The organism is Streptomyces sp. NBC_00390 (assembly GCF_036057275.1).
GTDB lineage: Bacteria > Actinomycetota > Actinomycetes > Streptomycetales > Streptomycetaceae > Streptomyces.
The window spans coordinates 7044912-7070572 of the sequence record NZ_CP107945.1 but is presented as its reverse complement, the minus strand read 5'-3'; the positions used below and the strand labels follow the sequence as shown (position 1 = coordinate 7070572).

General features: G+C 70.6%; 23 protein-coding genes and 1 riboswitch. Of the genes, 6 read left to right on the top strand and 17 right to left on the bottom strand.

Going from position 1 to position 25661, the window contains the following annotated elements; genetic code table 11:
- Positions 1-18: 18 nt before the first annotated feature.
- Together OHS70_RS31380 and OHS70_RS31375 are read left to right on the top strand one after the other, a co-directional pair.
- Entirely contained in the window at positions 19-1365 is a 1347-nt protein-coding gene (locus tag OHS70_RS31380) for an MFS transporter (RefSeq protein WP_328402970.1), read from the top strand.
- 266 nt (positions 1366-1631) lie between these two features.
- A complete protein-coding gene (locus OHS70_RS31375) occupies positions 1632-2006 on the top strand; it encodes an RNA polymerase-binding protein RbpA (RefSeq protein ID WP_003959706.1) in 375 nt (124 codons plus the stop codon).
- Positions 2007-2533: 527 nt separating this feature from the next.
- Here the strand turns inward: OHS70_RS31375 and fxsA are convergent.
- From fxsA to OHS70_RS31355, 4 genes are all read right to left on the bottom strand, one after another.
- Positions 2534-3115, bottom strand: coding sequence for an FxsA family membrane protein (gene fxsA / locus OHS70_RS31370; RefSeq protein ID WP_328402968.1), 582 nt, complete (start codon positions 3113-3115; stop codon positions 2534-2536).
- A 47-nt stretch (positions 3116-3162) separates the two neighbouring features.
- Positions 3163-3990: a polyprenol monophosphomannose synthase gene (locus OHS70_RS31365; RefSeq protein ID WP_328402966.1), complete on the bottom strand. Its 828-nt coding sequence runs from the start codon at positions 3988-3990 to the stop codon at positions 3163-3165.
- A gap of 563 nt (positions 3991-4553) precedes the next feature.
- Positions 4554-6179, bottom strand: a complete 1626-nt coding sequence (locus OHS70_RS31360; protein WP_328402964.1) for an amidohydrolase — start codon at positions 6177-6179, stop codon at positions 4554-4556.
- 9 nt (positions 6180-6188) lie between these two features.
- The gene (locus OHS70_RS31355; protein WP_328402962.1) at positions 6189-6629 is read right to left on the bottom strand and encodes an Lrp/AsnC family transcriptional regulator; all 441 of its coding nucleotides are present in this window, start codon (positions 6627-6629) and stop codon (positions 6189-6191) included.
- A 238-nt stretch (positions 6630-6867) separates the two neighbouring features.
- Between OHS70_RS31355 and OHS70_RS31350 the strand changes: the two genes are divergently transcribed.
- Positions 6868-7272, top strand: coding sequence for a hypothetical protein (locus tag OHS70_RS31350; protein WP_328402960.1), 405 nt, complete (start codon positions 6868-6870; stop codon positions 7270-7272).
- 433 nt (positions 7273-7705) lie between these two features.
- Here OHS70_RS31350 and OHS70_RS31345 read toward each other — a convergent pair whose 3' ends face one another.
- The 3 genes from OHS70_RS31345 to OHS70_RS31335 form a co-directional block, all read right to left on the bottom strand.
- Positions 7706-8878, bottom strand: coding sequence for an acyl-CoA dehydrogenase (locus OHS70_RS31345; protein ID WP_328402958.1), 1173 nt, complete (start codon positions 8876-8878; stop codon positions 7706-7708).
- 366 nt (positions 8879-9244) lie between these two features.
- Positions 9245-9400 (bottom strand): SCO1431 family membrane protein, encoded by a 156-nt coding sequence (locus OHS70_RS31340; RefSeq protein WP_328402956.1) that lies wholly within the window; start codon positions 9398-9400, stop codon positions 9245-9247.
- A 115-nt stretch (positions 9401-9515) separates the two neighbouring features.
- Positions 9516-10880, bottom strand: a complete 1365-nt coding sequence (locus tag OHS70_RS31335; RefSeq protein WP_328402954.1) for a peptidase C39 family protein — start codon at positions 10878-10880, stop codon at positions 9516-9518.
- A gap of 177 nt (positions 10881-11057) precedes the next feature.
- Here OHS70_RS31335 and OHS70_RS31330 point away from each other — a divergent pair, with 177 nt between their 5' ends.
- The gene (locus OHS70_RS31330; protein WP_328402952.1) at positions 11058-11669 is read left to right on the top strand and encodes a uridine kinase family protein; all 612 of its coding nucleotides are present in this window, start codon (positions 11058-11060) and stop codon (positions 11667-11669) included.
- Positions 11670-12064: 395 nt separating this feature from the next.
- Complete coding sequence (locus OHS70_RS31325) at positions 12065-13963, top strand: AAA family ATPase (protein ID WP_328402950.1); 1899 nt, start codon at positions 12065-12067, stop codon at positions 13961-13963.
- Between the two features lie 15 nt (positions 13964-13978).
- Here the strand turns inward: OHS70_RS31325 and OHS70_RS31320 are convergent, their stop codons facing one another.
- The 10 genes from OHS70_RS31320 to ribD all read right to left on the bottom strand — a co-directional run bounded on the left by OHS70_RS31320 (position 13979) and on the right by ribD (position 22458).
- Positions 13979-15064, bottom strand: coding sequence for a hemolysin family protein (locus OHS70_RS31320; RefSeq protein ID WP_328402948.1), 1086 nt, complete (start codon positions 15062-15064; stop codon positions 13979-13981).
- Positions 15061-16401 (bottom strand): hemolysin family protein, encoded by a 1341-nt coding sequence (locus OHS70_RS31315; RefSeq protein WP_328402946.1) that lies wholly within the window; start codon positions 16399-16401, stop codon positions 15061-15063. The genes OHS70_RS31320 and OHS70_RS31315 overlap by 4 nt, the downstream gene beginning before the upstream one ends.
- A gap of 185 nt (positions 16402-16586) precedes the next feature.
- A complete protein-coding gene (locus OHS70_RS31310) occupies positions 16587-17045 on the bottom strand; it encodes a PH domain-containing protein (RefSeq protein ID WP_328402944.1) in 459 nt (152 codons plus the stop codon).
- A 16-nt stretch (positions 17046-17061) separates the two neighbouring features.
- Entirely contained in the window at positions 17062-17910 is an 849-nt protein-coding gene (gene hisG / locus OHS70_RS31305) for an ATP phosphoribosyltransferase (RefSeq protein ID WP_328402942.1), read from the bottom strand.
- A gap of 49 nt (positions 17911-17959) precedes the next feature.
- A complete protein-coding gene (locus OHS70_RS31300; protein ID WP_328402940.1) occupies positions 17960-18232 on the bottom strand; it encodes a phosphoribosyl-ATP diphosphatase in 273 nt (90 codons plus the stop codon).
- Positions 18233-18265: 33 nt separating this feature from the next.
- Complete coding sequence (gene ribH, locus OHS70_RS31295; RefSeq protein WP_328402938.1) at positions 18266-18751, bottom strand: 6,7-dimethyl-8-ribityllumazine synthase; 486 nt, start codon at positions 18749-18751, stop codon at positions 18266-18268.
- Between the two features lie 62 nt (positions 18752-18813).
- Positions 18814-20127 (bottom strand): bifunctional 3,4-dihydroxy-2-butanone-4-phosphate synthase/GTP cyclohydrolase II, encoded by a 1314-nt coding sequence (locus tag OHS70_RS31290; RefSeq protein WP_328402936.1) that lies wholly within the window; start codon positions 20125-20127, stop codon positions 18814-18816.
- Positions 20124-20765 (bottom strand): nicotinamide mononucleotide transporter family protein, encoded by a 642-nt coding sequence (locus OHS70_RS31285; RefSeq protein WP_328406046.1) that lies wholly within the window; start codon positions 20763-20765, stop codon positions 20124-20126. Before OHS70_RS31285 ends, OHS70_RS31290 begins: the two co-directional genes overlap by 4 nt.
- A 5-nt stretch (positions 20766-20770) precedes the next feature.
- Complete coding sequence (locus OHS70_RS31280; RefSeq protein WP_328402934.1) at positions 20771-21379, bottom strand: riboflavin synthase; 609 nt, start codon at positions 21377-21379, stop codon at positions 20771-20773.
- A gap of 2 nt (positions 21380-21381) precedes the next feature.
- A complete protein-coding gene (gene ribD, locus OHS70_RS31275; RefSeq protein WP_328402932.1) occupies positions 21382-22458 on the bottom strand; it encodes a bifunctional diaminohydroxyphosphoribosylaminopyrimidine deaminase/5-amino-6-(5-phosphoribosylamino)uracil reductase RibD in 1077 nt (358 codons plus the stop codon).
- Between the two features lie 152 nt (positions 22459-22610).
- Positions 22611-22741: riboswitch (FMN riboswitch) on the bottom strand.
- Between the two features lie 299 nt (positions 22742-23040).
- Here ribD and OHS70_RS31270 point away from each other — a divergent pair.
- Positions 23041-25410 carry a chitinase C-terminal domain-containing protein gene (locus OHS70_RS31270; protein ID WP_328402930.1) on the top strand — a complete coding sequence of 790 codons (2370 nt, stop codon included), beginning with the start codon at positions 23041-23043 and terminating at the stop codon, positions 25408-25410.
- Positions 25411-25661 lie beyond the last annotated feature (251 nt).

Sequence of the window (25661 nt, the reverse complement as noted above, 5' to 3'; positions counted from 1 at the left end):
TATGAGCGAGGGGGCGCGATGACGGCCGGGACCACGGACCGCACCGACGGGACGGATGAGCGCAGACGCGAGCAACGCGGCTGGTACTTCTACGACTTCGCGTGCTCGGTGTACTCGACGAGCGTCCTGACCGTATTCCTCGGGCCCTATCTGACGGCCGTGGCGAAGGCCGCGGCGGACGCCGACGGGTTCGTGCATCCGCTCGGCGTGCCGGTGCGGGCGGGTTCCCTCTTCGCATATGCGGTGTCCGCGTCAGTGGTGATCGCGGTGCTGGTGATGCCGCTCGTGGGTGCCGTGGCGGACCGTACGGGCCGCAAGAAACCGCTGCTCGCCGTCGCGGCGTATCTGGGCGCGACGGCCACGACCGGGATGTTCTTCCTGGACGGCGACCGGTACGTGCTGGGCGCGTTCCTGCTGATCGTCGCCAATGCGTCGCTGTCGGTCTCGATGGTCCTCTACAACGCCTATCTGCCGCAGATCTCCGAACCTGACGAGCGCGACGCGGTGTCGTCGCGAGGCTGGGCCTTCGGCTACACCTCGGGCGCCCTGGTGCTGGTACTGAATCTGGTCGTCTACTCGGGCCACGACACCTTCGGGCTCTCCGAGGGCGACGCGGTGCGGATCTGTCTCGCCTCCGCCGGCCTGTGGTGGGGTGCCTTCACGCTGGTGCCGCTGCGCCGGCTGCGGGACCGCCACGTCGCGCCGGGCGCCGAGGGCACGGTCGGATCGGGCTGGCGCCAGCTGATGGCGACGCTGCGGGACATGCGCCGCCATCCGCTCACGCTGTCGTTCCTGCTGGCGTATCTCGTCTACAACGACGGCGTGCAGACCGTGATCTCGCAGGCCTCGGTCTACGGTTCCGAGGAACTGGGCCTCGACCAGACGACGCTGATCACGGCGGTGCTGCTGGTCCAGGTGCTGGCGGTGGCGGGCGCGCTGGGGATGGGCCGGCTGGCACGGACGTACGGCGCGAAGCGGACGATCCTCGGCTCGCTGGGCGTCTGGACCGTGATCCTGGCCGCCGGCTACTTCCTGCCCGCGCACGCTCCGGTCTGGTTCTACGTGCTGGCGGCCGCGATCGGACTGGTACTGGGCGGGAGCCAGGCGCTCTCGCGTTCGCTGTTCTCACATCTGGTGCCGCGTGGCAAGGAGGCGGAGTACTTCTCGGCCTACGAGATGAGCGACCGGGGGCTCAGCTGGCTCGGCCCGCTGGTGTTCGGCCTCGCGTTTCAGATGACGGGCAGCTACCGGGACGCCATCATCTCCTTGGTGATCTTCTTCGCGCTCGGATTCGTGCTGCTCGCACGGGTGCCGGTGCGCCGCGCGGTGGCTGCCGCGGGCAACCCGGTACCGGAGCGGATTTAGACGTTGAAGTGAAAGGCCGGTAGTGTACGCCTTTGGCCTGCCAGGCGGACCGTTACTGCGTGCGGAAGAAGTGAAATCACTGGGTGACACTTTCTGTCAGATGTGACAAACCGGGCACTGGTGGGTACCCCAAGCAATGGGAAAGCAGCGGCACGACGGGCGACGCATGACCCGGAACGGGAATCTTTACCGCCGACCGGACGTTGACCGGATGACGACGACAGCGACACCTGTCCTGTGGGCGACAAGCCCGGGAGGCACGATTCATGAGTGAGCGAGCTCTCCGCGGCACGCGACTTGTGGTTACCAGCTACGAGACGGACCGCGGCATCGATCTGGCCCCGCGCCAGGCGGTGGAGTACGCATGCCAGAACGGACATCGATTTGAGATGCCGTTCTCGGTCGAGGCGGAGATTCCGCCGGAGTGGGAGTGCAAGGCGTGCGGCGCCCAGGCACTCCTCGTTGACGGGGACGGCCCCGAAGAGAAGAAGGGCAAGCCGGCGCGTACGCACTGGGACATGCTCATGGAGCGGCGTACCCGCGAGGAACTCGAGGAGGTGCTGGCCGAAAGGCTGGCGGTCCTGCGCTCCGGCGCCATGAACATCGCTGTGCACCCGCGTGACAGCAGGAAGTCCGCCTGATCGCACAGCTACAGCTGCAGAGCTGAACAAAGAGCCGTGGGCTGCGACACACCGAGTGTGGTCGCAGCCCGCGGCTTTTCTGTGCCCACGTTGGGGTGTTCCAGAGGTGAGACGCCCACCGGCCCGGACGCACCGCCAGGTGCGGCGAACCCGTCGGAGCGTGCGGGCCGCCGCACGCCGGGCGGTGCACCGCGGCAACCGCGCGCGCACCCGGGGCGGACCGTCGGGTGGTGAGGTTACTCATGGCCCATCGGCCGGACCCGGCACCTGACGTCGGATTCCGCCGCTCGCTCTCGGCCCCGGACGGGGCGGCGGCCGGCGGCGTGTGTCCACAGCGCCGACCGGACGCAGTACACCTGCCCGGGCGGACCCGCCGACCGATGCCCAGGCCCACCGACCGGGTCGACCGACGGCGGCGGGGCTGTCCACGGCCGACCGGACGCAGCACACCTGCCCGGGCGCACCGACGGCGGATGCCGCCGTTCGGTCCCGCGGACGTGGCCTCGCGGTCCGCCGCGCCCGCGCGGTCAGGGCGTCAGCGGCGGCCTCGGGCCCTGCTCCTCGTGGCGGCTCGCGGCCGCTTCCTCGTTCCTGATGACCTCGCCCTGGACGATCTTGCCGTCCGGCCGGTGGATCCTCGCCTGCTGGAAGACATCGCCGAAGCCGCCGGGCGCCGCGGCGCTCATCCGGCGGTCCAGCGACTTCTCCGTGTACCGCCCGAGCCGGGCACGGACCGGCTTCAGCAGCAGGAGCAGCCCCACCGCGTCCGAGATCAGGCCGGGCAGCATCAGCAGCAGTCCGCCGAGCATCAGAAAGCCGTTGCCCTCGCTGCGCGGCGGGGTGGCCGACGTGGGCGGGGCCTGGCCGGTCTGCTGCTGGAGTGTCTCGGTGAGACTGGTGAACGCACGGCGTCCGGCCCGCTTGATCACCACGGCCCCGAGCACGCCGGCGCCGACCAGCAGGACGAGGACGGTGAGCCCACCGGCCACGTCTGCCACGACGGTCAGCAGCCAGATCTCCAGGACCAGCCAGGCGGCGATGCCGAGCGGCAGGAAGGTGCGGGCGCGCGAGCGCCTGGGGGCTGTAGGGGGCGGTGCGCCGGTCGTCATGCCCCCCAGTGTGCCTGGGCGTCCGGCCGATCGGCGTAAGCGGGTGATCAGGAAGATCGCGGAGAGCGGGAATCCGGTGATCCGGACAGGGGTTTGCGGCCCAGCAGCCGGTTCGCCCGGTCCCCCACACCCCACGCGGTGACCCGCCACAGGGCTTCCACAACGATGTCCCGGCTCATCTTGGAGTCGCCGAGTTCGCGTTCGACGAAGGTGATGGGTACCTCGACGACGTGGTAGCCGGCGGCCACCGCGCGGCGGGCCAGGTCGACCTGGAAGCAGTACCCCTGGGAGGCCACCTCCGTGAGGCCGAGCCCCTGGAGGGTCTCGGCGCGGAAGGCCCGGAAGCCTCCGGTGACGTCCCGGATGGGCACACCGAGCAGCAGACGGGAGTAGGTGCTGCCGCCGCGGGAGAGGAACTCGCGGTGCCTGGGCCAGTTGACGACCCGGCCGCCCGGAACCCAGCGGGAGCCGAGGACGAGGTCGGCGCCCTTGAGCGCGGTCAGCAGCCTGGGCAGCTCTTCGGGCTGGTGGGAGCCGTCGGCGTCCATCTCGACCAGGACGCCGTAACCGCGCTCGATGCCCCAGGCGAAGCCCGCGAGGTAGGCCGCCCCGAGGCCTTCCTTGCCCTTGCGGTGCAGTACCTGCACCTGCTCGTCCTGGACCGCGATCTCGTCGGCGAACTTGCCCGTCCCGTCGGGGCTGTTGTCATCGGCGACGAGCACGTCGGCATCGGGCACGGCGGCGCGCACCCGCGAGACGATCGCCTGGATGTTCTCGGCCTCGTTGTAGGTCGGGATGATCACCAGGGCCTTGCCGAGCGGGCCGTACCGCCGCTCCTGGACTCCGCCACGGGGAACCCCACCACCGTCGTTCACTGCTGCCCCTTCGGTCCGTGCACAGAGCCCCACCATAGCGAGCGTGTCGAGAGCGCCTGCGTCGGCACGGACCGGAGGCGGACTCCTTGGCAGGGCGGCGGAACGCAGCGGACAGAAGCGGCCATGCAGGCGGTGCGGTGGGAGGCGGCGGGGTGCGGCAGCGGATCGGACCCGGCGTCCTTCGGGCCGACCTGGCGCCCGCTGGCTGCGGGTCGACCGAGAGCCGTTGTCTACTGAACGCCGGGCCCTACCCGGGTCACACCTGCCGCACGGCTGAAACCTTCCCTCTGCCCCCGAGGCGCGAGCACTGGACCTGGCTCCCAGTGGTGGTGCGCCGGTGCGGCACACCACCCCATGGCCCAGCGGCGGTCGACGACTGCGTGGAAGGTCTGCCGGACGGACGTCCTGTGGTGGACTCGGCCGAACCTACCGGCCGGTGGGCGCTCGCTGTCAACAGTCGCCCGAGCAGCGAGGATTGGTCGAACGACCAGGTCAGCGACGAAGATCCGCAGGTCGCGGCGGAGCTCGGTGCGCACCGGCGGGTGGTGCGGAATGTCCGTACGTCACCCGTTCGGCGTTGCGAAGACGGTGCGCCCGCGGACCACTGTTCGCAGACACTCCGGCAGCTCGGTCCCGGGAGTGAGATCGGGCAGGCCAGGGGTGCCGGAGCGGGGGTCGGTGGACCAGCGTGCGACCCGGTCGTCGGGCGCCTGCACCACCAGTTCGTCGGTGCGCCAGACCGCGTAGTCGGCCGGCGCGCCGGGCACGAGCACCCCGGCGTCGTCACGGCCGACGGCGCGCCAGCCGCCCCGGGTGTGGGCGGTGAAAGCGGCCCGCGCCGACACCCGGTGCTCGGGCGTGCGGTGGAACGCGGCCGCCCGGACGGTTCCCCACGGGTCGAGCGGGGTCACGGGACTGTCCGAGCCGAAAGCCAGGGGGACCCCGGCCCGCAGAAGCGCCGCGTACGGGTTCAGGGTGCGGGCCCGCGCGGCGCCGAGGCGCTCGGCGTACATGCCCGCCTCCCCGCCCCAGGCGGCGTCGAAGGCGGGCTGCACGGAGGCGGTGAGGCCGAACTCCACAAAGGCCGCGATCGTTTCGGGCGTGAGCATTTCGGCGTGCTCGACCCGGTGTCGGGCAGCGCGGACGCGGGACAGGCCGAGCTTTTCGGCGGCGGCCTTCATCCCCTCGGCCACGGAGGTGACCGCCGCGTCGCCGATCGCGTGGAAGCCCGCCTGGAGCCCGGCCTCGGTACAGGCGATGACATGCTCCGCGACGGCCGCCGTGTCGAGGCGGGCCGTGCCGTTGTGTGCCGCGTCGGCATACGGCTCGTGGAGGCAGGCCGTGTGCGAGCCGAGCGAACCGTCGACGAAGAGGTCCCCTGCCGCCCCCAGGGCCCCCAGGGCCCGCGCACGCTCGACGTCCAGGTCGGCCCAGTAGCCGACGACCCGCGGACCCGGCTCGTCGGCCGCCAGCTTCAGCAGTCCGGTGAAATCGTCCTCGGAGGAGATGTCGGGCCCGCCGCACTCATGGACGGTTCCGACGCCGAGCGAGGCGGCGTGCCGCAGCGCGGCGCGCTGTGCCTCGGTGCGCTGCAGCGGGGCGAGCCCGGCATAGGCGGCCGCACGAACGGCGTGGTGGGCGTCGCCCGTGAGCGGCTCGCCGTCCCGGAAGCCGCTCATCGACCGGACACCGGGCACCAGATCCAGCAGGGCCGTGGTGACGACGGCGGAGTGGACGTCGATGCGGGTCAGATAGAGCGGCCGCCCGCCGGTGGCTTCGTCGAGGTCGGCGCGGCGCGGCGGCCGCCGCTCGGGCCAGCGGGAGGCGTCCCAGCCGTGGCCGATCAGGACCCGGTCGCCGGGACGGGCCGCCGCGTACTCCCGTACGAGAGCGTCCGCCTCGGCGAGCGAGGCGGCGCCGGACAGATCGAGGCCGGTGAGGGCCAGTCCGGTCGCCGTGGTGTGGACATGCGCGTCCGTGAAGGCCGGGGTGACCAGGGCGCCTTCCAGGTCGATCACCTCGTCGACCCCGGCGGCGAAGGCGTCGGCCGCGCCTTCGGAACCCACCCAGGCGACATGTCCTTTCTCGACGACCATCGCGGTGGCGAAGGGGTCGGCGGGGCTGTGGACTTCGCCGCCGCGCAGCAGCACGGTGCGGTGTTCGCTCTGGGGGGCGGTGCTCTCGGTCATGGGACCAGCCTAGATACGCGGCGGACGTGCCTCGTACGGGGTGGACAGCACGACCGTGGTGCGTGTGGACACCCCGGACAGGGAGCGGATGCGGCTGAGCAGCTCCTCCAGCTCGTGCGGGGTGGAAACGCGCACCTTGAGGATGTAGTTCTCGTCGCCGGCCACGCTGTGACAGGCCTCGATCTCGGGGACGCCGGCGAGCCGTTCGGCGATGTCGTCGGGAGCGCTGGGGTCGAAGGGTTTCACCGAGATGAACGCGGTGAGCGGCAGCCCCACCGACTCGGGGTCGACGACGGCGGCATAGCCGCGGATGACGCCCCGCTGCTCCAGGCGGCGGACGCGCTGATGCACCGCCGAGGTGGACAGGCCCGTGGCCTTGCCCAGGTCGGTGTAGCTCATCCGCCCGTCCTTGACGAGCAATTCCACGATCTGACGATCCAGCTCCTCCATGCGGTCAACTTATTGCCCCAGGTCGCTTCCGGCACAGTCTCGGAAAGCCCCGAGAGGGCACCGGCCGGGGGCACCTCCCACGGCCGCAGGGCCGTAGGGGGAAGTCATGTGACGAATGCCACAGGGTTGCCGCCGGGTCCACCGTGACCTCGCGGTTACCCACCCGGCGCGATGGGAAGTGCTTGGTGTGGTCGAGGCCACACGTGCCTGCTCGGCCCATCCGAGGGGGAGATTCTCCATGCAGAGCCTTAAGAACACCGGACGTACTGAACCGGAGCCTGTCGATCTGGCGGAACTGGCCGATATCGACGAGCTGGACGCGTACGACACCTTCGAGATGTTCCGGGTGGTCTGCCCGGACTGTGCACAGCCGATCGCGTTGCTCGCGGACGAGGACGTGCTCCCGGAGCACGCGCTGTGCCCCACTCCGTGGAACCCCTTCGGCCTGACGGTGTGCGCCGGCACCGGCCGGCCGGCCGCCGAGGCCCGGCCCGCCGATGAGTCGCTGGAACTCCAGGAGCAGGACACCGCCCTGCTGTTGACGCTTCCTCAGGGCCTTGACTGGCGGATGCAGCCCTTCTCGCACGTCGGCGGTCCGGGTTCGCGTCCCGTGAAGGTGCCGCGTATGCGGCGCGCGGCCTGATCCCGCAGCACGGTGGCCGGCCGGGGATCCGCCCTCTCCGGCCGTGCCGGGTAGCCCGTGCACTGGCGCGCGATTATCCCCGCCGGTAACCCGGTCCGGGGTGCAGCCGTTGGCCAGTCATGACCCTGGTGTACTCCACGACCGGTCAGCGTCGTCGGCGGCTGGTGATGCCGGCTCCGTCGGCCCCGCCGGCCCTGCCGACTCCCGGTCCTGCCGCACCGGCTCCGCCGGTTCCCCCACCTGCGCCTTTGCCCACGGCGCGCGCAGAATCGGTTTACCATCCGGCCGATCCGCCCATCTACCGGGAACTGCTCCAGCTCTGGGCCAGCCACGGCAGAACCCTGCCCGGGCGCCGCGACCCCGAGTGGAGCAGGCTCGCGGCGCCGGTGACGTTCACGCCCGTGTTCAGGCGGGCGGATCAGCTGCGGACGGATCAGCGCGTCTCGGGCCCCGCGAGGTGACGGGCGATGACCATGCGCTGGATCTGGTTGGTGCCCTCGACGATCTGCAGCACCTTGGCCTCCCGCATATAGCGCTCGGCCGGGAAGTCCTGGGTGTAGCCGTAGCCACCCAGCACCTGGACCGCGTCGGTGGTCACGCTCATCGCCGCGTCCGTGCAGAACAGCTTGGCCATCGCGGCCTGCCGGGAGAACGGCTTGCCCGCGTCCCGCAGCCGCGCCGCGGCGAGATACAGGGCGCGCCCCGCCTCTATACGGGTGGCCATGTCGGCGAGCATGAAGCGCAGCCCCTGGAAGTCCGCGATGGGACGGCCGAACTGCCGGCGGCCGGTGGCGTAGGCGAGGGCCTCGTCCAGGGCCGCCTGGGCGACACCGATGGCGCAGGCGGCGATCCCGAGACGGCCCGAGTCCAGCGCCGACAGAGCGATCGCGAAGCCCTGGCCCTCCTCGCCGAGGCGGCGGGAGTCGGGGACCCGGACACCGTCGAAGTGGAGCTGCGCGGTGGGCGAACCCTTCATGCCCATCTTCTTCTCGGGTACCGCCGCGTTCAGGCCCGGCGCGTCGCCCGGGACCAGGAAGGCGGTGATGCCCTTCGCCCCCTCGCCCCCGGTGCGGGCCATGACCGTGCAGAAATCGGCGACACCGCCGTGGGTGATCCACGCCTTGGTGCCGGTGATGACCCAGTCGTCGCCGTCACGGACCGCCTTGGTGCGCAGTGACGCCGCATCGGACCCCGAAGCGGGCTCGGACAGGCAGTAGGCGCCGAGCAGGCCCCCGCCGAGCATCGCGGGAAGGTGTTCGGCCTGCTGCTCCTTGGTGCCGTATCCGGCCAGAGCGTGGCAGGAGAGCGAGTGGACGCTGACACCGAGGCCGACGGTGAGCCGCGCCGCGGCGAGCTCTTCGAGCACCTGGAGGTACACCTCGTACGGCTGGTCGCCGCCGCCGTACTCGGAGTCGTAGGGCAGACCCAGCAGTCCGGCGTCTGACAGCAGCGAGAAGACCTCGCGCGGAAAGTGCCCTGCGTCCTCCTCCTCGGCCGCGCGGGGGGCGATCTCCCGCTGGACGATGTCGCGGACCAGCGTGATCAGATCCCTGGCCTCCTCGGTGGGCAGTTGACGGTCCACCGGCTGCGGGGCGCGGTCGGGCATTACGGCGCTCTCCTCCCTGTCGGGCGCTGCGGCAGGCACGCACAGGGTGTGGGCGCGCCGCCGATCTTCTGCCAGGCCGATGCTGCCCTTCCGGATCACGAAAGCGGCTGGTTGGCGGCTGTGGCGCGTTGAGTATGCCCGATCGGCGGGCGTCCGTCACGAGGTGCCCGCACTCCTGCCGGACGGGGTGGGACTGCCATGGAAACGGAATCGGTGGTTGGTCCGCACCATTGATCGACCGGTCCGGTCCTTCGGTGCCCGCCTTGGACCCGCAAGCCCGCGGGCAACCCTGCGGCGCGGTTCCGGACAGGAGCGGTTCCGGACAGGAGCGGCCCCGTTCACGGGCCGCCACCCGGTCGCGTCGGCCTAGATCAGGCCGATCTGGGTGACGAGCATCGCGAGAACCATGACGAGGGTCCAGCCGAGGACGTGCTCGAGGACCTTGGGGCCGTCGCCGGGGCCACCGGTACGGGTACGGCTCTCGGCGCGGTCCATGGCGGCTGCTGCTGCGGTCGAAGTCATGGCGGTTCTCGTTCGGTCGTCCGGCTGATGGTCGCCCCCCGGTGACCGCACCACAGTGCCAGGGATACGGCCCCCGGGCAGTGACCTGCGTCTCTGCCCGGGGGCCGGTCCCAGCTCAGCGGATGCCGACGGCGGCCAGCGCCCGGCGCTGGGCGGCGGTCGGCTGGTCGGGCCAGTAGAGATAACAGACGCCACCTGTGCCGGAGACCACCTTGCCGCTCGCGTTGTAGCGCTTGGTGCGCAGCCAGATCTTCTCCCATTCGGCGCGCCGGTAGACGCGTCGCACGGCCGAGTTGCCGGGCGACGCCGGGTCGTTCGCGATCACATCGCCGCCGGCGGTGAAGCCGATCACCGTCATCAGATGCCCGGCGGTTCCGTAGCCCGCGCCCGTCAGCTCCTCCTTGAGGAAGGACTGGGACGTTATGGCCGGGATCCCTGCTCCGACCAGGTTCTCCAGGTCGGTGAGTGAGGAAAGCCGGGTGACCACGGCGTTCATGTCCCGGTAGGTGGCGGCGTAGGCGGCGTTGAACGGCCAGTTGCCGCAGCCTTCGTACTGGTGGTCGAAGGTGAACCGGGCCGCGTGGCACACCTGCGGGTCGGCGAAGTCCGGGTTCACCCAGGCCAGGTCGGCCGCGGAGGGCCTGCGTCCCCAGTATTCGATGATCATCTGTGACGAGGTCGGGCTGCACCAGGCCTCGCCGCCGTTGTCGTACTCGGGGTACTGGCCGACATGCGTGTTCTGCGAGTACCGCGGCACGGGCAGTTCACGCGCCGGGCCGGCCGGGACCGACGCGGGCACCGAGAAGCGGTCCGGGATGTCGGATGCCATCGCGCCGAGCCGCCACACGGTCGGCGTGAGCTTGGTCCCGGGTTTGCGGTAGAGGGTGAGCCGCAGCTGGTAGGTCGTCAGCCTCAGCCCGCTCGCAGCGTCGTCGATCGAGAACGTGTCGGTCCAGATGGTCGCCCTGCCGTCGCTCTGGTCGTCGACCGAGGTACGGCGGATGTCCCCGTCGCCCGCGGCCCAGCGGCCCATCACGAACCACGGCGTCCGTGTGCCGTCGGAGTAGGTCCCGCCCAGCTCGACCTGGAGCCAGGTGCCGGCCGGCGTGTGGGCGTTCCAGGAAGCGATGACCTCGGTGGCGGGAACCGGCGAGCGGTGCACCGGCGAGGTCCAGGCGGCGTGCTCCCAGCTCGCCTGGCTGCCCGTGTGCGGGTCGGTGTATTCGGTGAGGCCTGCCGGGGCGGCGATCACCAGGCCGGGCCGGCGGCCGGCGACGGCCTTCGTCCCTGCCGCACCGCCGGAGCGCCAGTCGGTGTAGGAGGACCAGAAGTGGTTGTCGATCAGCGGTGCGGGCGCCTTCGCCCGGCCCGAGGACGGCGGGGCGGCGGCCGCGCCGCTCAGAGAGGACAGCGAACCCGCACTCGCGGCTGCCGCGACGGCGGCGCCCAGGACGGTTCTGCGCGAAGTCGGTCCGGCCATGGGGCCCCCAAGTCAGATGCGCGGCAGTGGGGGCAACTATCCCTGCCCCCCAGGGACTTCTGCCAGCTCTTCCACGCCGCGTCGCGCCACCAATATTGGTCTTGTCCACTGGCGGCCTCACACAGGGCGCAGGGGAGTGACCTGCGGCAGGACGCGGCGCCCTCGTAGGGTGTCGCCATGGACGACCTCGACCGGCAGGCCGCGCGGCTGCGCTCCCTCGCCCCGTCCTGCGGGCCGGTCCGGCTGATCGCGGTGGACGGCCACGCCGGATCGGGCAAGAGCACCTTCGCCACGCGGCTCGCGGCGGCAGTCGGCAGCGGCGAACCGGCGCCGGTGGTGCATCTGGACGATCTGGCCACCCACGAGGAGCTGTTCGCGTGGACCGGCCGGATGCTCGCCGAGGTGATCACACCGCTGTCAGCAGGCCAGGCCGCGCTGTATCACCCGTACGACTGGAATCTGCGCACCTTCGGAGCTGCACGGCGTCTCGAGGCCTCACCGGTCGTCCTGGTGGAGGGGGTGGGGGCGGGCCGGCGGGCGCTGCGCCCCCATCTCGCGTGGCTGCTGTGGATGGAGCGGGGCGCCGAGGAGTCCTGGGCCCGCGGCAGGGCGCGGGACGGCGCCGCACTGAGCGATTTCTGGGACGAGTGGACAGCGGCGGAGACGCGCCATTTCTCGACGGACCCTTCGCGCCCGTTCGCCGACACGGTGGTGCGTGAGTGCCGAGAGGGGTACGAGTGGCGCCGCGGACCTGCTGGGACTCCGCGATCGAACCGAGTCATCACGTAGAGTTATGGGAAATCCCTGGACATACCGATCGGTCGGAATTCTGGCTCAAGAGTGCCTCAACTCTGCTTGACCGACGGGGCTTACAGGTCTTACGTTCTCAATGTGCGGCTTTTAGGAGCCGCCGCAGACGCGAAGCCCCCGGTTGTTCCCCCGTGATCGGGGGCTTCGTTCTGCCCTCCCCCCTTCGCCTTGCAGCGCAGCAGACCCCATTCGCTCACCCTGGGTCACCGTTGCCAGGTCCTCGCGACGCCCTTAATCGCCACCCTCTGCCCGGGTACGATGCACCCCGGTGGGTCAATTCCCGTCCGTGGCTTGGTGGTTGCCCACCCTGCCGAAGGGCGCCACCAGGCGTGACAACACTGGTGCACGGCTTGTGGGGGGAGTGGGGGGACCCTATGAACGTCGGCACGCAGGGCGTGCAGTCACCGGCCGACATTGCCTGGGTGCGCGGCGTGGACGCCTGCACCATGGGCGCGTACCCGCAGGCCGAGGAAGAATTCCGTACGGCCGTACGACTGGACCCCGGGATGGCCGACGCCTGGCTCGGGCTGCATGCGCTGCGCGTCGACACCACCACCGCGCTGCTGCGCATGTACCGCAACCGGGAACGGTTCGGGGAACAGCGGGCCCGTCACCGCCGCACCCTCAACTCCTGGTACTGGCTGGGCTGGTGGGTCCAGCCAGTGCTGGAGAGCCCGCGCGATCTGCTGCTCGCCCACGCCTCCCACTGGCTCGACGGCCGCCATGTGGCCGAACTGGACCGTGCGCTGGCCGCTCTGCCCCCGGTGGACACGGACCCTCAGGTGCGGTTTCTGCACGCCTGCCGGGCCTATCTGGTCAAGGACTGGGAGCAGCTGGTGCGCCACACCGAGCCGCTGGTCAACGATCCGCTGCTGGGCATCGAGGCCGGCCTGTTCGGCGGGATGGCGCGGGTGCGACTGGAGATGTACGGGCAGGCGGAGCCGCTGCTGTCCGCCGCTCTGATGCGCTGTCGCAGCGAACAGCCTCAGCGCAAGGAGCTGCGGTACTGGCTGGCGCGGGCGCACGAGGGCACCGGCCGCAGCGCCGCCGCGCTGCCGCTCTACCGGGCGGTGCACAAGATCGACCCGGCTTTCATGGACACCTCCGCACGGCTTGCGGCGATCACCGACTACGACGGGATCGACGGGTACGACGAGTCGGCGGGCCTGGCCACCGTGACGCTGGCCGGCGTCGGTCAGGATGCCGCGGACGCCCAGGCCGAGAGCGAGACACCGCTCGCGGCCGAGCCGCGCCTCGGCGGTGATGCGCTCTCCCAGCTGCCCGGTGTGGGGCCGCCGCCCCTGCCGCCCGACGCCTTGCGGCACAAGGCGGCCGTTCCCTCCCAGGCCGCTCCCCCGCCGTTCCCGGCCGGCCCCACCGACCCGGTGCTGCTGGCACAGGCGCTGGACGAGCTGGAGCGCATGGTGGGCCTGGAGCCGGTGAAACGGCAGGTCAGGGCGTTGTCCGCGCAGCTGGAGATGGCCCGGCTGCGGGCCGGGCAAGGACTGCCGGTGCAACCGCCCAAGCGCCACTTCGTCTTCTCGGGGCCGTCCGGCACCGGCAAGACGACCGTGGCCAGGATTCTGGGCCGGGTCTTCTACGCGCTCGGGCTGCTCGGCGGCGACCATCTGGTGGAGGCGCAACGGGCCGATCTGGTGGGCGAGTTCCTCGGACAGACGGCGGTCAAGGCCAATGAGCTGATCGACTCGGCGCTCGGCGGGGTGCTCTTCGTGGACGAGGCGTACAGCCTGTCCAACTCCGGCTACAGCAAGGGCGACGCGTACGGCGACGAGGCCCTGCAGGTGCTGCTCAAGCGGGCCGAGGACAACCGTGACCATCTGGTCGTCATACTGGCCGGCTATCCCGAAGGGATGGACCGCCTCCTGGCAGCCAACCCCGGTCTGTCGTCCCGCTTCACCACCCGGGTCGACTTCCCCTCGTACCGTCCGCTGGAGCTCACGGCGATCGGCGAGGTGCTCGCGGCCGAGAACGGCGACATGTGGGACGACGAGGCACGCGACGAGCTGCGGTCCATCAGCGGCCATGTCGTCGACCAGGGCTGGATCGACGAGCTGGGCAACGGCCGCTTCCTGCGCACTCTGTACGAGAAGAGCTGTGCGTACCGGGATCTGCGGCTGTCCACATATCCGGGGACGCCGAACCGCGAGGACCTCTCGACACTGCGGCTGCCCGATCTGATGCAGGCGTACGGGGAGGTCCTGTCGGGCCGCGGTCCGATGGGCCGCGGCCCGCAGGATCCTCCCCTCGGCTGATCCGATCCCGGCAGGTCAGCTGACGAGGGCCGTGTCCGGTGCCGTCCGCGGCGCCCTGGGCCCGGTGAGCCGGTGGGCCGGATCGCGGACCTCACCGACCAGCATCTCCAGTACGTCCTCCAGCGCCACCAGGCCGAGCACCCGTCCCGACGCGTCGGAGACCTGGGCGAGATGCGTGGCCGCGCGGCGCATCACGGTGAGGGCGTCGTCCAGGGGCAGTTCGGCCCGGAGCGTCGCCATCGGCCGCCAGACGTGCTGAGGCACCGCCCGTTCCCGCTCCTCCAGGTCCAGCACGTCCTTGACGTGCAGATAGCCCATGAAGGGCCCGGCCACGTCCTGGGTGCAGACCGGAAAGCGCGAGTAGCCGGTGCGTACCGTCAGCTCCTCCATCTGCCGGGGCGTGACCGAGGGGGGCACGGTCACGAGGGCCGAGCGGGCGATGAGCACATCGCTCACCGGGCGGCTGCCCAGTTCGAGCGCGTCCTCGAGGCGCTCCTGCTCGGCAGGCTCGAGGAGGCCCGCCTGGCCCGCGTCCTCGACAAGCCGGTTGAGCTGCTCGCTGGTGAAGACCGCCTCCACCTCGTCCTTCGGCTCGACGCCGAAGACCCGCAGCACCAGCCGGGCGCAGGCACCGAGCGCCGTGGTGACCGGGCGGCACAGCCGGGCGAAGCCGACGAGGCCCGGGCTGAGCCACAGCGCGGTCTTCTCCGGTGCGGCCATCGCCAGGTTCTTCGGCAGCATCTCGCCGACGACGAGATGAAGGAAGACCACCACGGCCAGGGCGATGACATAGCCGAGCGGATGAACGAGTCCCTCCGGCACACGGGCGGCGTGGAAGACCGGCTCCAGCAGATGCGCGACGGTCGGCTCGGCCACCGCGCCGAGGGTCAGGGAGCAGATGGTGATGCCGAACTGGGCGGCCGCCATCATCTGCGGGAGGTTCTCCAGTCCGTGCAGTACCTGGCGGGCCCGTCCGGATCCTGCCGCGGCGAGCGGGTCGATCTGGCTGCGGCGTACGGACACGAGAGCGAACTCGGCGCCGACGAAGAATCCATTCGCCAGCACCAGCAGCAGGGCGAACAGCAGTTGCAGGACGCTCATCGCACGGCCTCCGTCATGACCGGCACATCCGCGGTGCGCACCAGCCGCACCCGCTCTGCGCGGTAGCGCTCCACCTGGCGGACCGAGAGCCGCCAGCCGGGGAGTTCGGCCCGGTCGCCGGGGGCGGGGATACGGCCCAGCAGATCGGCCACGAGGCCGGCCACGGTCTCGTAGGGACCGTCGGGCACCTCAAGTCCTATCCGGCGCAGGGTGAGCACCCGGCAGCTGCCGTCGGCCTCCCAGGCGGGCCTGCCGTCCTCCGGGGCGACCGGTGCCAGTTCCGGCCGTGCGTCCGTCTCGGCGTCGTGCTCGTCGCGGACCTCGCCGACGAGCTCCTCGACGATGTCCTCGAGGGTGACCACGCCGGCGGTGCCGCCGTACTCGTCGACGACGACGGCTATGGGCTGTTCGCTGCGCAGCCGCTCCAGCAGCTGCTGCACCGGCAGGGTCTCGGGCACCAACAGCGGCGGGACCGCGATCCGGTCGACGCGGGTGCGCAGCCGTTCGGCCACGGGCACCGCGAGTGCGTCCTTGAGGTGCAGCATGCCGACGATCTCGTCGATGCGCTCCCGGTAGACCGGGAAGCGCGAAAGGCCGGTGGCCCTGGTCAGGTTGAGGACATCGGCGGCGGTGGCGTCGGACTGCAGGGCGCTCACCTTCACCCGCGGGGTCATCACATGCTGGGCGGTGAGATGGCCCAGCGACAGGGTGCGCACGAAGAGGTCCGCAGTGTCCTGTTCCAGGGTTCCCGCGCGCGCCGAGTGGCGGGCCAGTGCCACCAGCTCGCCCGGGGTACGGGCGGAGGCCAGCTCCTCGGCGGGCTCGACGCCGAACATCCGTACGAGGCGGTTGGCGGTGGCGTTGAGCAGGGTGATGACCGGGCGGAAGAGGGTGGAGAAACGGTGCTGCGGGCCGGCGACGAAGCGCGCGACCTGCAACGGCCGGGACACCGCCCAGTTCTTGGGGACGAGCTCCCCGATCACCATCTGGACGGCGGAGGCGAGCAGCATGCCGATGATCACCGCCACCCCGGACACGGCTCCCTCGGGCAGCCCGGTGGCGGTCAGCGGCCCGTCCAGCAGCTGGGCGAGCGCGGGCTCGGCGAGCATGCCGACCACGAGTGAGGTGATGGTGATGCCGAGCTGGGTGCCGGAGAGCTGGAAGGACAGCTCCTTCAGCGCGGTGACCACGCGACCGGCGCGCCGGTCGCCTTCGGCCGCTGCACGCTCGGCCTCGGGGCGTTCCACCGTGACCAGGCCGAACTCGGCTGCCACGAAGAAGCCGTTGGCGAGGATCAGCAGGAACGCTGCGGCGAGCAGCAGTAGGGGAACGATCATGCCGCCGCCTCCTGGGAGGGGGCGGCGCAGGTACTACCGGACGATCCGTCCATTGCCGGAGTCAGTCACTCCTCGGTTTGCAGGTGCCCCACGGCCGGGGCCGCGTGGCCGGGGGGCGGCGGCGCACTCGGCGCCGCCGCCACCAGAGTAATAGGGCTTCGGCCGGGTGGGGCAGAGGAGGTGACCTAGACCTCGTCCGGTCGGGTGCCGTGGGTCTCGGCGAGGGCGCGCAGCGCGCGGGCGTCGCTGATGGCATGTGCCTTGGCGATGCCCGGCTGAATGCCGAGCACGGGCAGGCTGGTGCCGTCGCTGAGATCGAGGAACACCCAGGGGTCGCCCGGGCGCAGATTGACGCGGAGGATCTCCGGCCACGCGAGGCGGCGCGTCCGCGTCAGGTTGACGACGGTGACACCGTCCTCGTCGGCGACGACCTTGGGCCGGCTCAGCAGTGCCAGCACGCCGAAGAACAGCAGCGCGGTGAAGATGAAGCTCACCCGTTCGGGCGCACTGAGCCTGTCGAGCAGCAGAGTCACCGAGATGAGGACGGCGCACATCGCCGAGCCCACGGTCAGCAGGACGATCCGGGTCCGGGTCGGCCTGAACGTGACCGGGAGCGCGGGGAGTCGGGGTGCTTGAGCAGACATGCGGGTCGAGTGTCCTTCAGAGCCGGCACGCGTGGATGGCCGTGGTCAGGATGGCGCGGGCGCCGAGGTCGTACAGATCGTCCATGATGCGCTGGGCTTCCTTGGCCGCCACCATGGAGCGGACCGCGACCCAGCCCTCGTGGTGCAGCGGGGAGATCGTCGGGGACTCGAGGCCCGGGGTGAGGGCCACCGCCTGCTCCAGGTGCTCGACCCGGCAGTCGTAGTCCATCATCACGTAGCTGCGGGCGACCAGGACTCCCTGGAGGCGGCGCAGGAACTGCTGCACCTTGGGGTCCTCGCCGTTCGCGCCCGTGCGCCGGATGACGACGGCCTGGGAGTCGAGGATCGGCTCGCCGATGACCTCGAGACCCGCGTTGCGCAGGCTGGTGCCGGTCTCGACGACATCGGCGATGACCTGGGCGACGCCGAGGTCGATGGAGGTCTCGACGGCGCCGTCGAGGTGGACGACCGAGGCGTCGATGCCGTTGTCGGCGAGGTGCTTGGCGACGATGCCCTCGTAGGAGGTGGCGATCGTCATGCCGTCGAAGTCCTCTACGCCCTTGGCGGTGCCGGGCTTGGTGGCGTAGCGGAAGGTGGAGCGCGCGAAGCCGAGCTCGAGGATCTCCTCGGCGTTGGCACCGGAGTCGAGCAGCAGATCGCGGCCGGTGATGCCGATGTCGAGCCGTCCGGAGCTCACGTAGATCGCGATGTCGCGTGGGCGCAGGTAGAAGAACTCGACCTCGTTCACCGGGTCGACGAGCACGAGCTCTTTCGACTCCTTGCGCTGCTGGTAACCGGCCTCATGGAGCATCGCCGACGCAGGTCCGGACAGTGAACCCTTGTTGGGGACGGCGATGCGCAGCATGAGACAGGCTTCCTTTGTTCGCGTGTGTACGTGCGGAGCGGGGCTGGACTCAGAGGTGGGCGTAGACGTCGTCGAGGGAGATCCCGCGCGCGACCATCATCACCTGGACGTGGTAGAGCAGCTGGGAGATCTCTTCGGCGGCGGCTTCCTTGCCCTCGTACTCGGCGGCCATCCATACCTCGGCGGCCTCCTCGACGACCTTCTTGCCGATGGCATGGACGCCCTTGTCCACCAGTTCGGCGGTACGGGAGGTGGCGGGATCGCCGGTGGCGGCCTTCTGCTGGAGCTCGGCGAAGAGCTCCTCGAACGTCTTCTTGGACATGGTGGTCCCACCCTACGCGGAAGTGGCTTCTGCTCAGCGCCAGGGTTCAGATACTGAACGCAGCGTGGCCGCGGTGGCGACGGCGGCGGTGACCGCCTCATGGCCCTTGTCCTCGTTCGAGCCCTCGATTCCGGCGCGGTCCAGGGCCTGCTCCTCGGTGTCGCAGGTGAGTACACCGAAGCCGATGGGGACGCCGGTGTCGATGCTGACCTGGGTCAGGCCCTGGGTGACGCCCTGGCACACATAGTCGAAGTGCGGTGTGCCGCCGCGGATGACGACGCCGAGCGCGACGATGGCGTCGTAGCCGCGGCCGGCCAGCACCTTGGCCACCACGGGGAGCTCGAAGCTGCCGGGGACGCGCAGCAGCGTCGGCTCGTCGATGCCGAGCTCGTGCAGTGCGCGCAGGGCGCCGTCGACGAGGCCGTCCATGACCTTCTCGTGCCACTGGGCCGCGATCACCGCCACCCGCAGGTCGCCGCAGTTGCGTACGGACAGTTCGGGTGCACCCTTGCCGCTCATTTTTCTCCCTAGCCGCTTGCTGACGTGCAGCTTGCTGAATTGCTGACTTACTGATTGCTGGATTACTGGTTGCCGCAGGTCGACGCTGCGTGGGGGTCCTCCCGGCGGAGCGAAGGGGAGTCGAGCCAGGGCAGGTCGTGTCCCATCCGGTCGCGCTTGGTACGCAGATACCGGAGGTTGTGCTCGCCCGCCTGGACGGCCATCGGTTCACGGCCGAGGACGGTGATGCCGAACCGCACGAGCGCGGAGACCTTGTCGGGGTTGTTCGTCATCAGCCGGACGCTGCGCACGCCGAGGTCATCGAGAATCTGCGCGCCCGCCGCGTAGTCGCGTGCGTCGGCGGGCAGGCCGAGCTCGAGATTGGCGTCCAGGGTGTCGCGGCCGCGCTCCTGGAGTTCGTATGCGCGCAGCTTGGACATCAGTCCGATGCCGCGTCCCTCATGGCCGCGCAGATAGACGACGATTCCCCGTCCGGCCTCGGTGATGTGCTGCATGGAGGCCTGCAGCTGGGGGCCGCAGTCGCAGCGCAGCGAGTGGAAGATGTCGCCGGTCAGGCACTCGGAGTGGACGCGCACCAGCAGGTCCTCGCCGTCGCCGATGTCGCCGTGGACGAGCGCGACATGCTCGATGCCGTCGGTGGTGGAGCGGTAGCCGTAGGCGGTGAACCGGCCGAAGGAGGTGGGCAGGTTCACCTCCGCCTCACGCTTCACCGTCGGCTCGGAGCTGCGCCGGTAGGCGATCAGGTCCTCGATGGAGATGATCGTCAGGCCGTGCTTGCGGGCGAAGGGCACCAGTTCGGGCAGGCGCAGCATGACGCCGTCCTCGCCGGCGATCTCCACGATGGCGCCTGCGGGGCGCAGCCCGGCCAGGCGGGCCAGGTCGACCGCGGCCTCGGTGTGGCCGTTGCGGACCAGTACGCCGCCGGGCTTCGCGCGCAGCGGGAAGATGTGGCCGGGGCGTACGAAGTCGGTCGCCTCGGACTTCCCGTCGGCGAGCAGCCGCAGTGTCGTGGCGCGGTCGGCGGCGGAGATTCCGGTGGTCACGCCGTGGGCCGGGCCCGCGTCGACCGAGACGGTGAAGGCCGTCTGCATGGACTCGGTGTTGCGCTCGACCATCTGCGGGAGCTCGAGCCGGTCCAGCTCGTCGCCCTCCATGGGCGCACAGATCAGACCGCGGCATTCGCTCATCATGAAGGCGATGACCTCGGGGGTCGCCTTCTCCGCGGCGATGACGAGGTCGCCCTCGTTCTCGCGGTCCTCGTCGTCGACGACCACCACGGGCCGGCCGGCGGCGATGTCGCGGATGGCCTGCTCGACAGGGTCGAGCGAGAGGTCCTCGGCGCTGTCGGCGGAGTACCACGCGGGCAGGGCAGTCATGCCGGTGCTCCTTCCAGGGAGGGCTCGGCGCTCCGGCGGGAGCGCTGCCACCAGTCGCGCATGCCCCACAGGACGAGCGCGCCGTAGATCACATAGACGAAACCGGAGAAGGCGTAGCCGTTGGCGAAGTTCAGGGGTACGCCGACCAGGTCGACGAGCAGCCATGCGAACCAGAACTCGACCATGCCGCGTGCCTGGGCGTACATCGCGACGAGGGTGCCGACGAAGATGTACGCGTCGGGCCAGGCGTCCCAGGACAGCGACGGGTACGCGGTGAACAGTCCGCCGACGGCGAGGGTGCCGAGGAGGGCTGCGCCCGCCATGACACCGCGCTCGCGCCAGGTGGCGAAGCGGACGGCGATCGCCCCGTCCTCGGCCTGCTTCTGGCCGTGGGTCCACTGCCACCAGCCCCACGCGGCCACGGCCATCACCACGACCTGCTTGCCGGCGCTGCCGGTCAGGTGGGAGGCAAAGGCGGTGAACAGGATGAGACCGGAGACGAACTGCACGGGCCAGGTCCACACCGAGCGCCGCCAGCCGAGCGCGAGCGCGATCAGTCCGATCGTGTTGCCGGTCATGTCCGACCACTTGATGTGCTGCCCGAGGACCGTGAAGGCCTCCGAGTTGAGCCAGGACAGACCGCTCACTTCGCGCTCTCCCTGGCGTCGGCGCCGAGCAGCCGCTCGACGTACTTGGCGATGACGTCGACCTCGAGGTTGACCGGGTCGCCAGGCTGCTTGATGCCCAGCGTGGTCAGGGCGAGGGTGGTGGGGATGAGGCTGATCGTGAAGTGGTCGGGGCCGGCGTCGACGACGGTGAGGCTGACGCCGTCAACCGTGATCGAGCCCTTCTCGACGACGTATCGAGTGAGGTCGGTGGGAAGGGAGATCGTGACGATCTCCCAGTTCTCCGACGGCTTGCGCGCGACGACGGTGCCGGTGCCGTCGACATGGCCCTGGACGATGTGACCGCCCAGCCGGTCGCCGACCGCCATGGGGCGCTCGAGGTTGACGCGCGAGCCGGCCTCCAGGGCACCGAGGCTGGAGCGGTTCAGGGTCTCGGCCATCACGTCGGCGGTGAACTCGCCGTCGCCGAACTCGACGACGGTGAGGCAGACACCGTTGACGGCGATGGAGTCGCCGTGCTTCGCGCCCTCGGTGACGACAGGTCCGCGCAGCCGGAAGCGCGAGGAGTCGCCGAGGTCCTCGATGGCGGTGACCTCACCCAGTTCTTCGACAATTCCGGTGAACACTCTCAAGCTCCCTTGGGGACGGTCGCGGTGATCCGCAGATCGGGGCCGATACGGACGGTCTCGGTGACGTCGAGCCGCAACGCCTCGGTGATGGTGGTGATTCCTGCGTGGGCGAGGGCGGCGGGGCCCTCACCGAGGAGTACGGGGGCGAGGTAGCCGACGACCTTGTCGACGGCGCCCGCGGCGACGAAGGCGCCGGCGAGGGTCGGGCCTCCCTCGAGGAGCACGGAGCGGACGCCGCGCTCATGGAGCTCGGCCAGCAGGGCGGGTACCGACAGGCCCGTGGCCGTCCGCGGCAGCCGTACGACGCCGGGAAGAGCAGTGTCGGCATCCTCCGCGACCGCGATCACGGTCGGCGCGGCGTCGTCGAGGACGCGCGCGCCGGGCCTGACGGCGGCGGCTTCGGTGTCGACGACGACCCGCAGTGGCTGGACGGCGCCGTCGATGCCGCGCACGGCCAGGTGCGGGTCGTCCGCGCGGACGGTGCCGGAGCCGACGACGACCGCGTCGGCCTCGGCGCGCAGCCGGTGGACGTCGGCGCGGGACTCGGGCGAGCTGATCCAGCGGCTGGTGCCGTCGGCAGCGGCGATACGGCCGTCGAGCGTGGCGGCGTACTTCCACAGGACATAGGGGCGCCCGAGGCGTACGGAGGTGAGCCAGGCGATGTTGCCGGCCTCGGCCTCGTCGGCGAGCAGTCCCTGTTCGACCTCTGCGCCGGCCGCGCGCAGGGTGTCGGCACCGCCGGTGGCCTGCGGGTTCGGGTCGCCGACCGCGTACACGACGCGGGCGATCCCGGCGTCGGCGAGTGCCTGGGCGCAGGGGCCGGTGCGCCCGGTGTGGTTGCAGGGTTCGAGGGAGACGTACGCAGTGCCGCCGCGGGCGCGCTCGCCTGCGGCGCGCAGGGCGTGGATCTCGGCATGGGGGCCGCCGGCGCGCTGGTGGAAGCCCTCGCCGACGGGCTCTCCGCAGGCGTCGGTGATGACGCACCCGACGACCGGGTTGGGGCTGGTGGAGCCGAGTCCGCGGGCGGCGAGCGCGATGGCTCGGCGCATGGCGGTCGAGTCGGCTGCGGTGGCCACCGGGTCCTCCTGCCTCTTCGGGCACGGACTCCGGGGCTGTCGATGACGACAGAGAGCGGAGAAACACCTCATGGCAACGCCAGGACCGACAGAACCGGTCGTCGCTGAGGACGATCGGCCACAGACGGCCGGCGAACCACAAGGGTCACCCGCCGCGCACTGCCTCCCATCCGGACTTTAACCGTCGGTCCAGGAATTTCACCTGGTCAACCGGCCGCTGGCTGCGGACGGGTCGCGGACTGTAACCGCCGGTTCGGAATTGCACCGACCCCGGAGTGCGCTGCTGCTGATACAGGGCAAGTGTGCCACGCCCGGCGCTCGGCCATGCAGGTGATGGCTGTGGACTGGCTCACAGACAGCGTACGGAGTGGCCGAAAAGGCTTCCACCTGCGGAATGGTCCAGACCTATTGACGCACTGGTCTAGTCCTCTTAATCTCTGCGACACCTCCGCGGATCACGCCGCGGGCGTGCGCACGCCCGTAGGCCAACCCGCACCATCCCCATGCCAGTTGTGCGAGGCCGAACCCCCCTGCGCCCCCCTGGCGGGGTGCAGCGGGATCCCCACCAGGAGGAGAACGATCGTGCTGTCCCCCACCCGTACCAGAGCCTCGCTGCTCGCGGTCGGCGCGGCAACTGCCGCCTCGCTGCTGGCCGGCGCGCTCTCGTCAGGCGTATCGCACGCCGCAAGCCAGGAGTCCTGTCGCCCCGACGGGCTGTACGCGACTCCGGGCGTGAACGTTCCCTACTGCTCCGTCTACGACACCGAGGGCCGCGAGAAGATGGGCGCCGACCATCAGCGGCGCGTCATCGGCTACTTCACCGGCTGGCGTACCGGAAAGGACGGCGCCCCCGCCTACCTCGCCTCCGACATCCCGTGGGACAAGGTCACCCACATCAACTACGCCTTCGGACACATCGATTCGGCCAACAAACTGTCGGTCGGCGCGGACGGCGCCGACAACGCGGCGACCGGGATGACATGGCCCGGCGTCGCCGGGGCCGAGATGGACCCGGCGTACACGTACAAGGGTCACTTCAATCTGCTGAACAAATTCAAGAAACAGCACCCCCAGGTGAAGACGCTGATCTCGGTCGGCGGCTGGGCCGAGACCGGCGGCTACTTCGACGGCAACGGCACCCGGGTCGCCTCCGGCGGGTTCTACTCGATGGCGACCAACGCCGACGGCTCGGTGAACCAGGCCGGTATCGACACCTTCGCGGACTCGGCCGTCGCCTTCATCAAGAAGTACGGCTTCGACGGAGTCGACATCGACTACGAGTACCCGACCTCGATGAAGGACGCGGGCAACCCGCTGGACCATTCGGTCTCCAACGCCCGCCGGGCGGGTCTCGTCAAGGGCTACGCGGCGCTGATGAAGAGCCTGCGAGAGAAGCTCGACCGGGCCGGGGCGAGCGACGGCAAGCACTACATGCAGACCGTGGCGGCGCCGTCCTCCGGCTATCTGCTGCGCGGCATGGAGACCTTCCAGGTCCAGAAGTACCTGGACTACGTCAACATCATGTCGTACGACCTGCACGGCGCCTGGAACGAGTACGTCGGGCCCAACGCCTCGCTGTTCGACGACGGCAAGGACGGCGAACTGGCCGCGGCGGGCGTCTACTCCACGTCCCAGTACGGCGGGATCGGCTACCTCAACACCGACTGGGCGTACCACTACTTCCGCGGATCGATGCCGGCGGGCCGGATCAACATCGGCCTTCCGTACTACACGCGGGGCTTCAAGAACGTCCAGGGCGGCACGGACGGGCTGTGGGGCAAGGCGCCCTCGACCACCTGTCCGGCCGGCGCCGGTCTGACCAGGTGCGGGGACGGGGCCGTCGGAATCGACAACCTCTGGCACGACAAGGACGCGGCGGGCAACGAGTCCCCGGCCGGATCCAACCCGATGTGGCACGCCAAGAACCTGGAGAAGGGCGTCGTCGGCGACTACGTCACGGCATACGGCTTCCCGGCCGGTACCGCGCTGACGGGTACGTATGTCCGCAAGTACGACGCCACGCTGGTGGCACCGTGGCTGTGGAACGCCCAGAAGAAGGTGTTCCTGTCGACCGAGGACGAGCAGTCGGTGAGCGCCAAGGCCGACTACGTGGTGGACAAGGGAATCGGCGGCACCATGATCTGGGAGCTGGCGGGCGACTACGACTGGAACGCCGCCAAGGGCCAGTACGAGATGGGCGACACGCTCACCACGGCCATGTACGACGCGTTCAAGGCGGCGCCTCCGTACGGCGCGACGCGCGCGACGACCACCCTGCCGGCCGAAGCGGTCGCGATCGACGTCGAGTTCGGGCAGTTCCCGCTCGGCGACTCCAACTACCCGATCAGCCCCAAGCTGAAGATCACGAACAACACGACGGCGACGCTGCCCGGGGGTACGGAGTTCCGGTTCGACTACGGCTCCTCGGCGCCGGGGAACGCCAAGGACCAGTCCGGGTTCGGCACAACGGTCATCCGCAGCGACCACACCGGCACCAATGTGGGCGGGCTGAAGGGCGACTACCACCGTGTCTCGCTGAAACTGCCGGCCTGGCAGACGCTGGCGCCCGGCGCCTCCGTCGAGCTGGACTTCGTGTACTACCTGCCGGTGTCGACCCCGTCCAACTGGACCGTGACGTTCGGCGGGAAGACGTACGGACTCGCCGGTGGCCTCGCCCGCGGTACGACGATCGTGGAGCCCGGCCCGGGTCCGTCCCCGTCACCGACGCCGTCGCCGAGCACGTCGACCGGCCCCTCGCCCTCGCCGACTCCCACGGGCAGCGGCGGCAACGGGCAGTGCGCGGCGCCGGCGTGGAACGCGGCGACCGAGTACGCCGGCGGCGTGACTGTGTCCCACGCCTCGCACAACTGGAAGTCCAAGTGGTGGACGAAGGGCGAGGAGCCCGGTACTACCGGTGAGTGGGGTGTGTGGCAGGACCTGGGAGCCTGCTGACCCCTCCCGTGACAGCCCGGCGGCGCGATCCGGCCCTTGCCGCCGCCGGGCCCTCGGGCGGACGGAGGACCGGTCTGCCCCCCCTCGGGCCGAGCGCGGTGCCTTGGTGCGACGCCCTCGCGCGGGTCGTGGCATCCCGGGTGTGGCCGGCCCTGGGGCGGGCCGCGGGCCGGGGTGACTTTTGCCGGGGCGTGGCCAAGTCGGCGTCCGTGGCGCCCTGGAGGCCGCTGGGTTCTCGTGACTGCGCTCTG

What these genes read in the sequence shown, in the direction of transcription:
- OHS70_RS31380 (WP_328402970.1), top strand. Translation starts at nt 19, where the DNA reads ATGACGGCCGGGACCACGGACCGCACCGACGGGACGGATGAGCGCAGA.
- OHS70_RS31375 (WP_003959706.1), top strand. Translation starts at nt 1,632, where the DNA reads ATGAGTGAGCGAGCTCTCCGCGGCACGCGACTTGTGGTTACCAGCTAC.
- fxsA (WP_328402968.1), bottom strand. Translation starts at nt 3,115, where the DNA reads ATGACGACCGGCGCACCGCCCCCTACAGCCCCCAGGCGCTCGCGCGCC.
- OHS70_RS31360 (WP_328402964.1), bottom strand. Translation starts at nt 6,179, where the DNA reads ATGACCGAGAGCACCGCCCCCCAGAGCGAACACCGCACCGTGCTGCTG.
- OHS70_RS31355 (WP_328402962.1), bottom strand. Translation starts at nt 6,629, where the DNA reads ATGGAGGAGCTGGATCGTCAGATCGTGGAATTGCTCGTCAAGGACGGG.
- OHS70_RS31350 (WP_328402960.1), top strand. Translation starts at nt 6,868, where the DNA reads ATGCAGAGCCTTAAGAACACCGGACGTACTGAACCGGAGCCTGTCGAT.
- OHS70_RS31345 (WP_328402958.1), bottom strand. Translation starts at nt 8,878, where the DNA reads ATGCCCGACCGCGCCCCGCAGCCGGTGGACCGTCAACTGCCCACCGAG.
- OHS70_RS31340 (WP_328402956.1), bottom strand. Translation starts at nt 9,400, where the DNA reads ATGACTTCGACCGCAGCAGCAGCCGCCATGGACCGCGCCGAGAGCCGT.
- OHS70_RS31335 (WP_328402954.1), bottom strand. Translation starts at nt 10,880, where the DNA reads ATGGCCGGACCGACTTCGCGCAGAACCGTCCTGGGCGCCGCCGTCGCG.
- OHS70_RS31330 (WP_328402952.1), top strand. Translation starts at nt 11,058, where the DNA reads ATGGACGACCTCGACCGGCAGGCCGCGCGGCTGCGCTCCCTCGCCCCG.
- OHS70_RS31325 (WP_328402950.1), top strand. Translation starts at nt 12,065, where the DNA reads ATGAACGTCGGCACGCAGGGCGTGCAGTCACCGGCCGACATTGCCTGG.
- OHS70_RS31320 (WP_328402948.1), bottom strand. Translation starts at nt 15,064, where the DNA reads ATGAGCGTCCTGCAACTGCTGTTCGCCCTGCTGCTGGTGCTGGCGAAT.
- OHS70_RS31315 (WP_328402946.1), bottom strand. Translation starts at nt 16,401, where the DNA reads ATGATCGTTCCCCTACTGCTGCTCGCCGCAGCGTTCCTGCTGATCCTC.
- OHS70_RS31310 (WP_328402944.1), bottom strand. Translation starts at nt 17,045, where the DNA reads ATGTCTGCTCAAGCACCCCGACTCCCCGCGCTCCCGGTCACGTTCAGG.
- hisG (WP_328402942.1), bottom strand. Translation starts at nt 17,910, where the DNA reads ATGCTGCGCATCGCCGTCCCCAACAAGGGTTCACTGTCCGGACCTGCG.
- OHS70_RS31300 (WP_328402940.1), bottom strand. Translation starts at nt 18,232, where the DNA reads ATGTCCAAGAAGACGTTCGAGGAGCTCTTCGCCGAGCTCCAGCAGAAG.
- ribH (WP_328402938.1), bottom strand. Translation starts at nt 18,751, where the DNA reads ATGAGCGGCAAGGGTGCACCCGAACTGTCCGTACGCAACTGCGGCGAC.
- OHS70_RS31290 (WP_328402936.1), bottom strand. Translation starts at nt 20,127, where the DNA reads ATGACTGCCCTGCCCGCGTGGTACTCCGCCGACAGCGCCGAGGACCTC.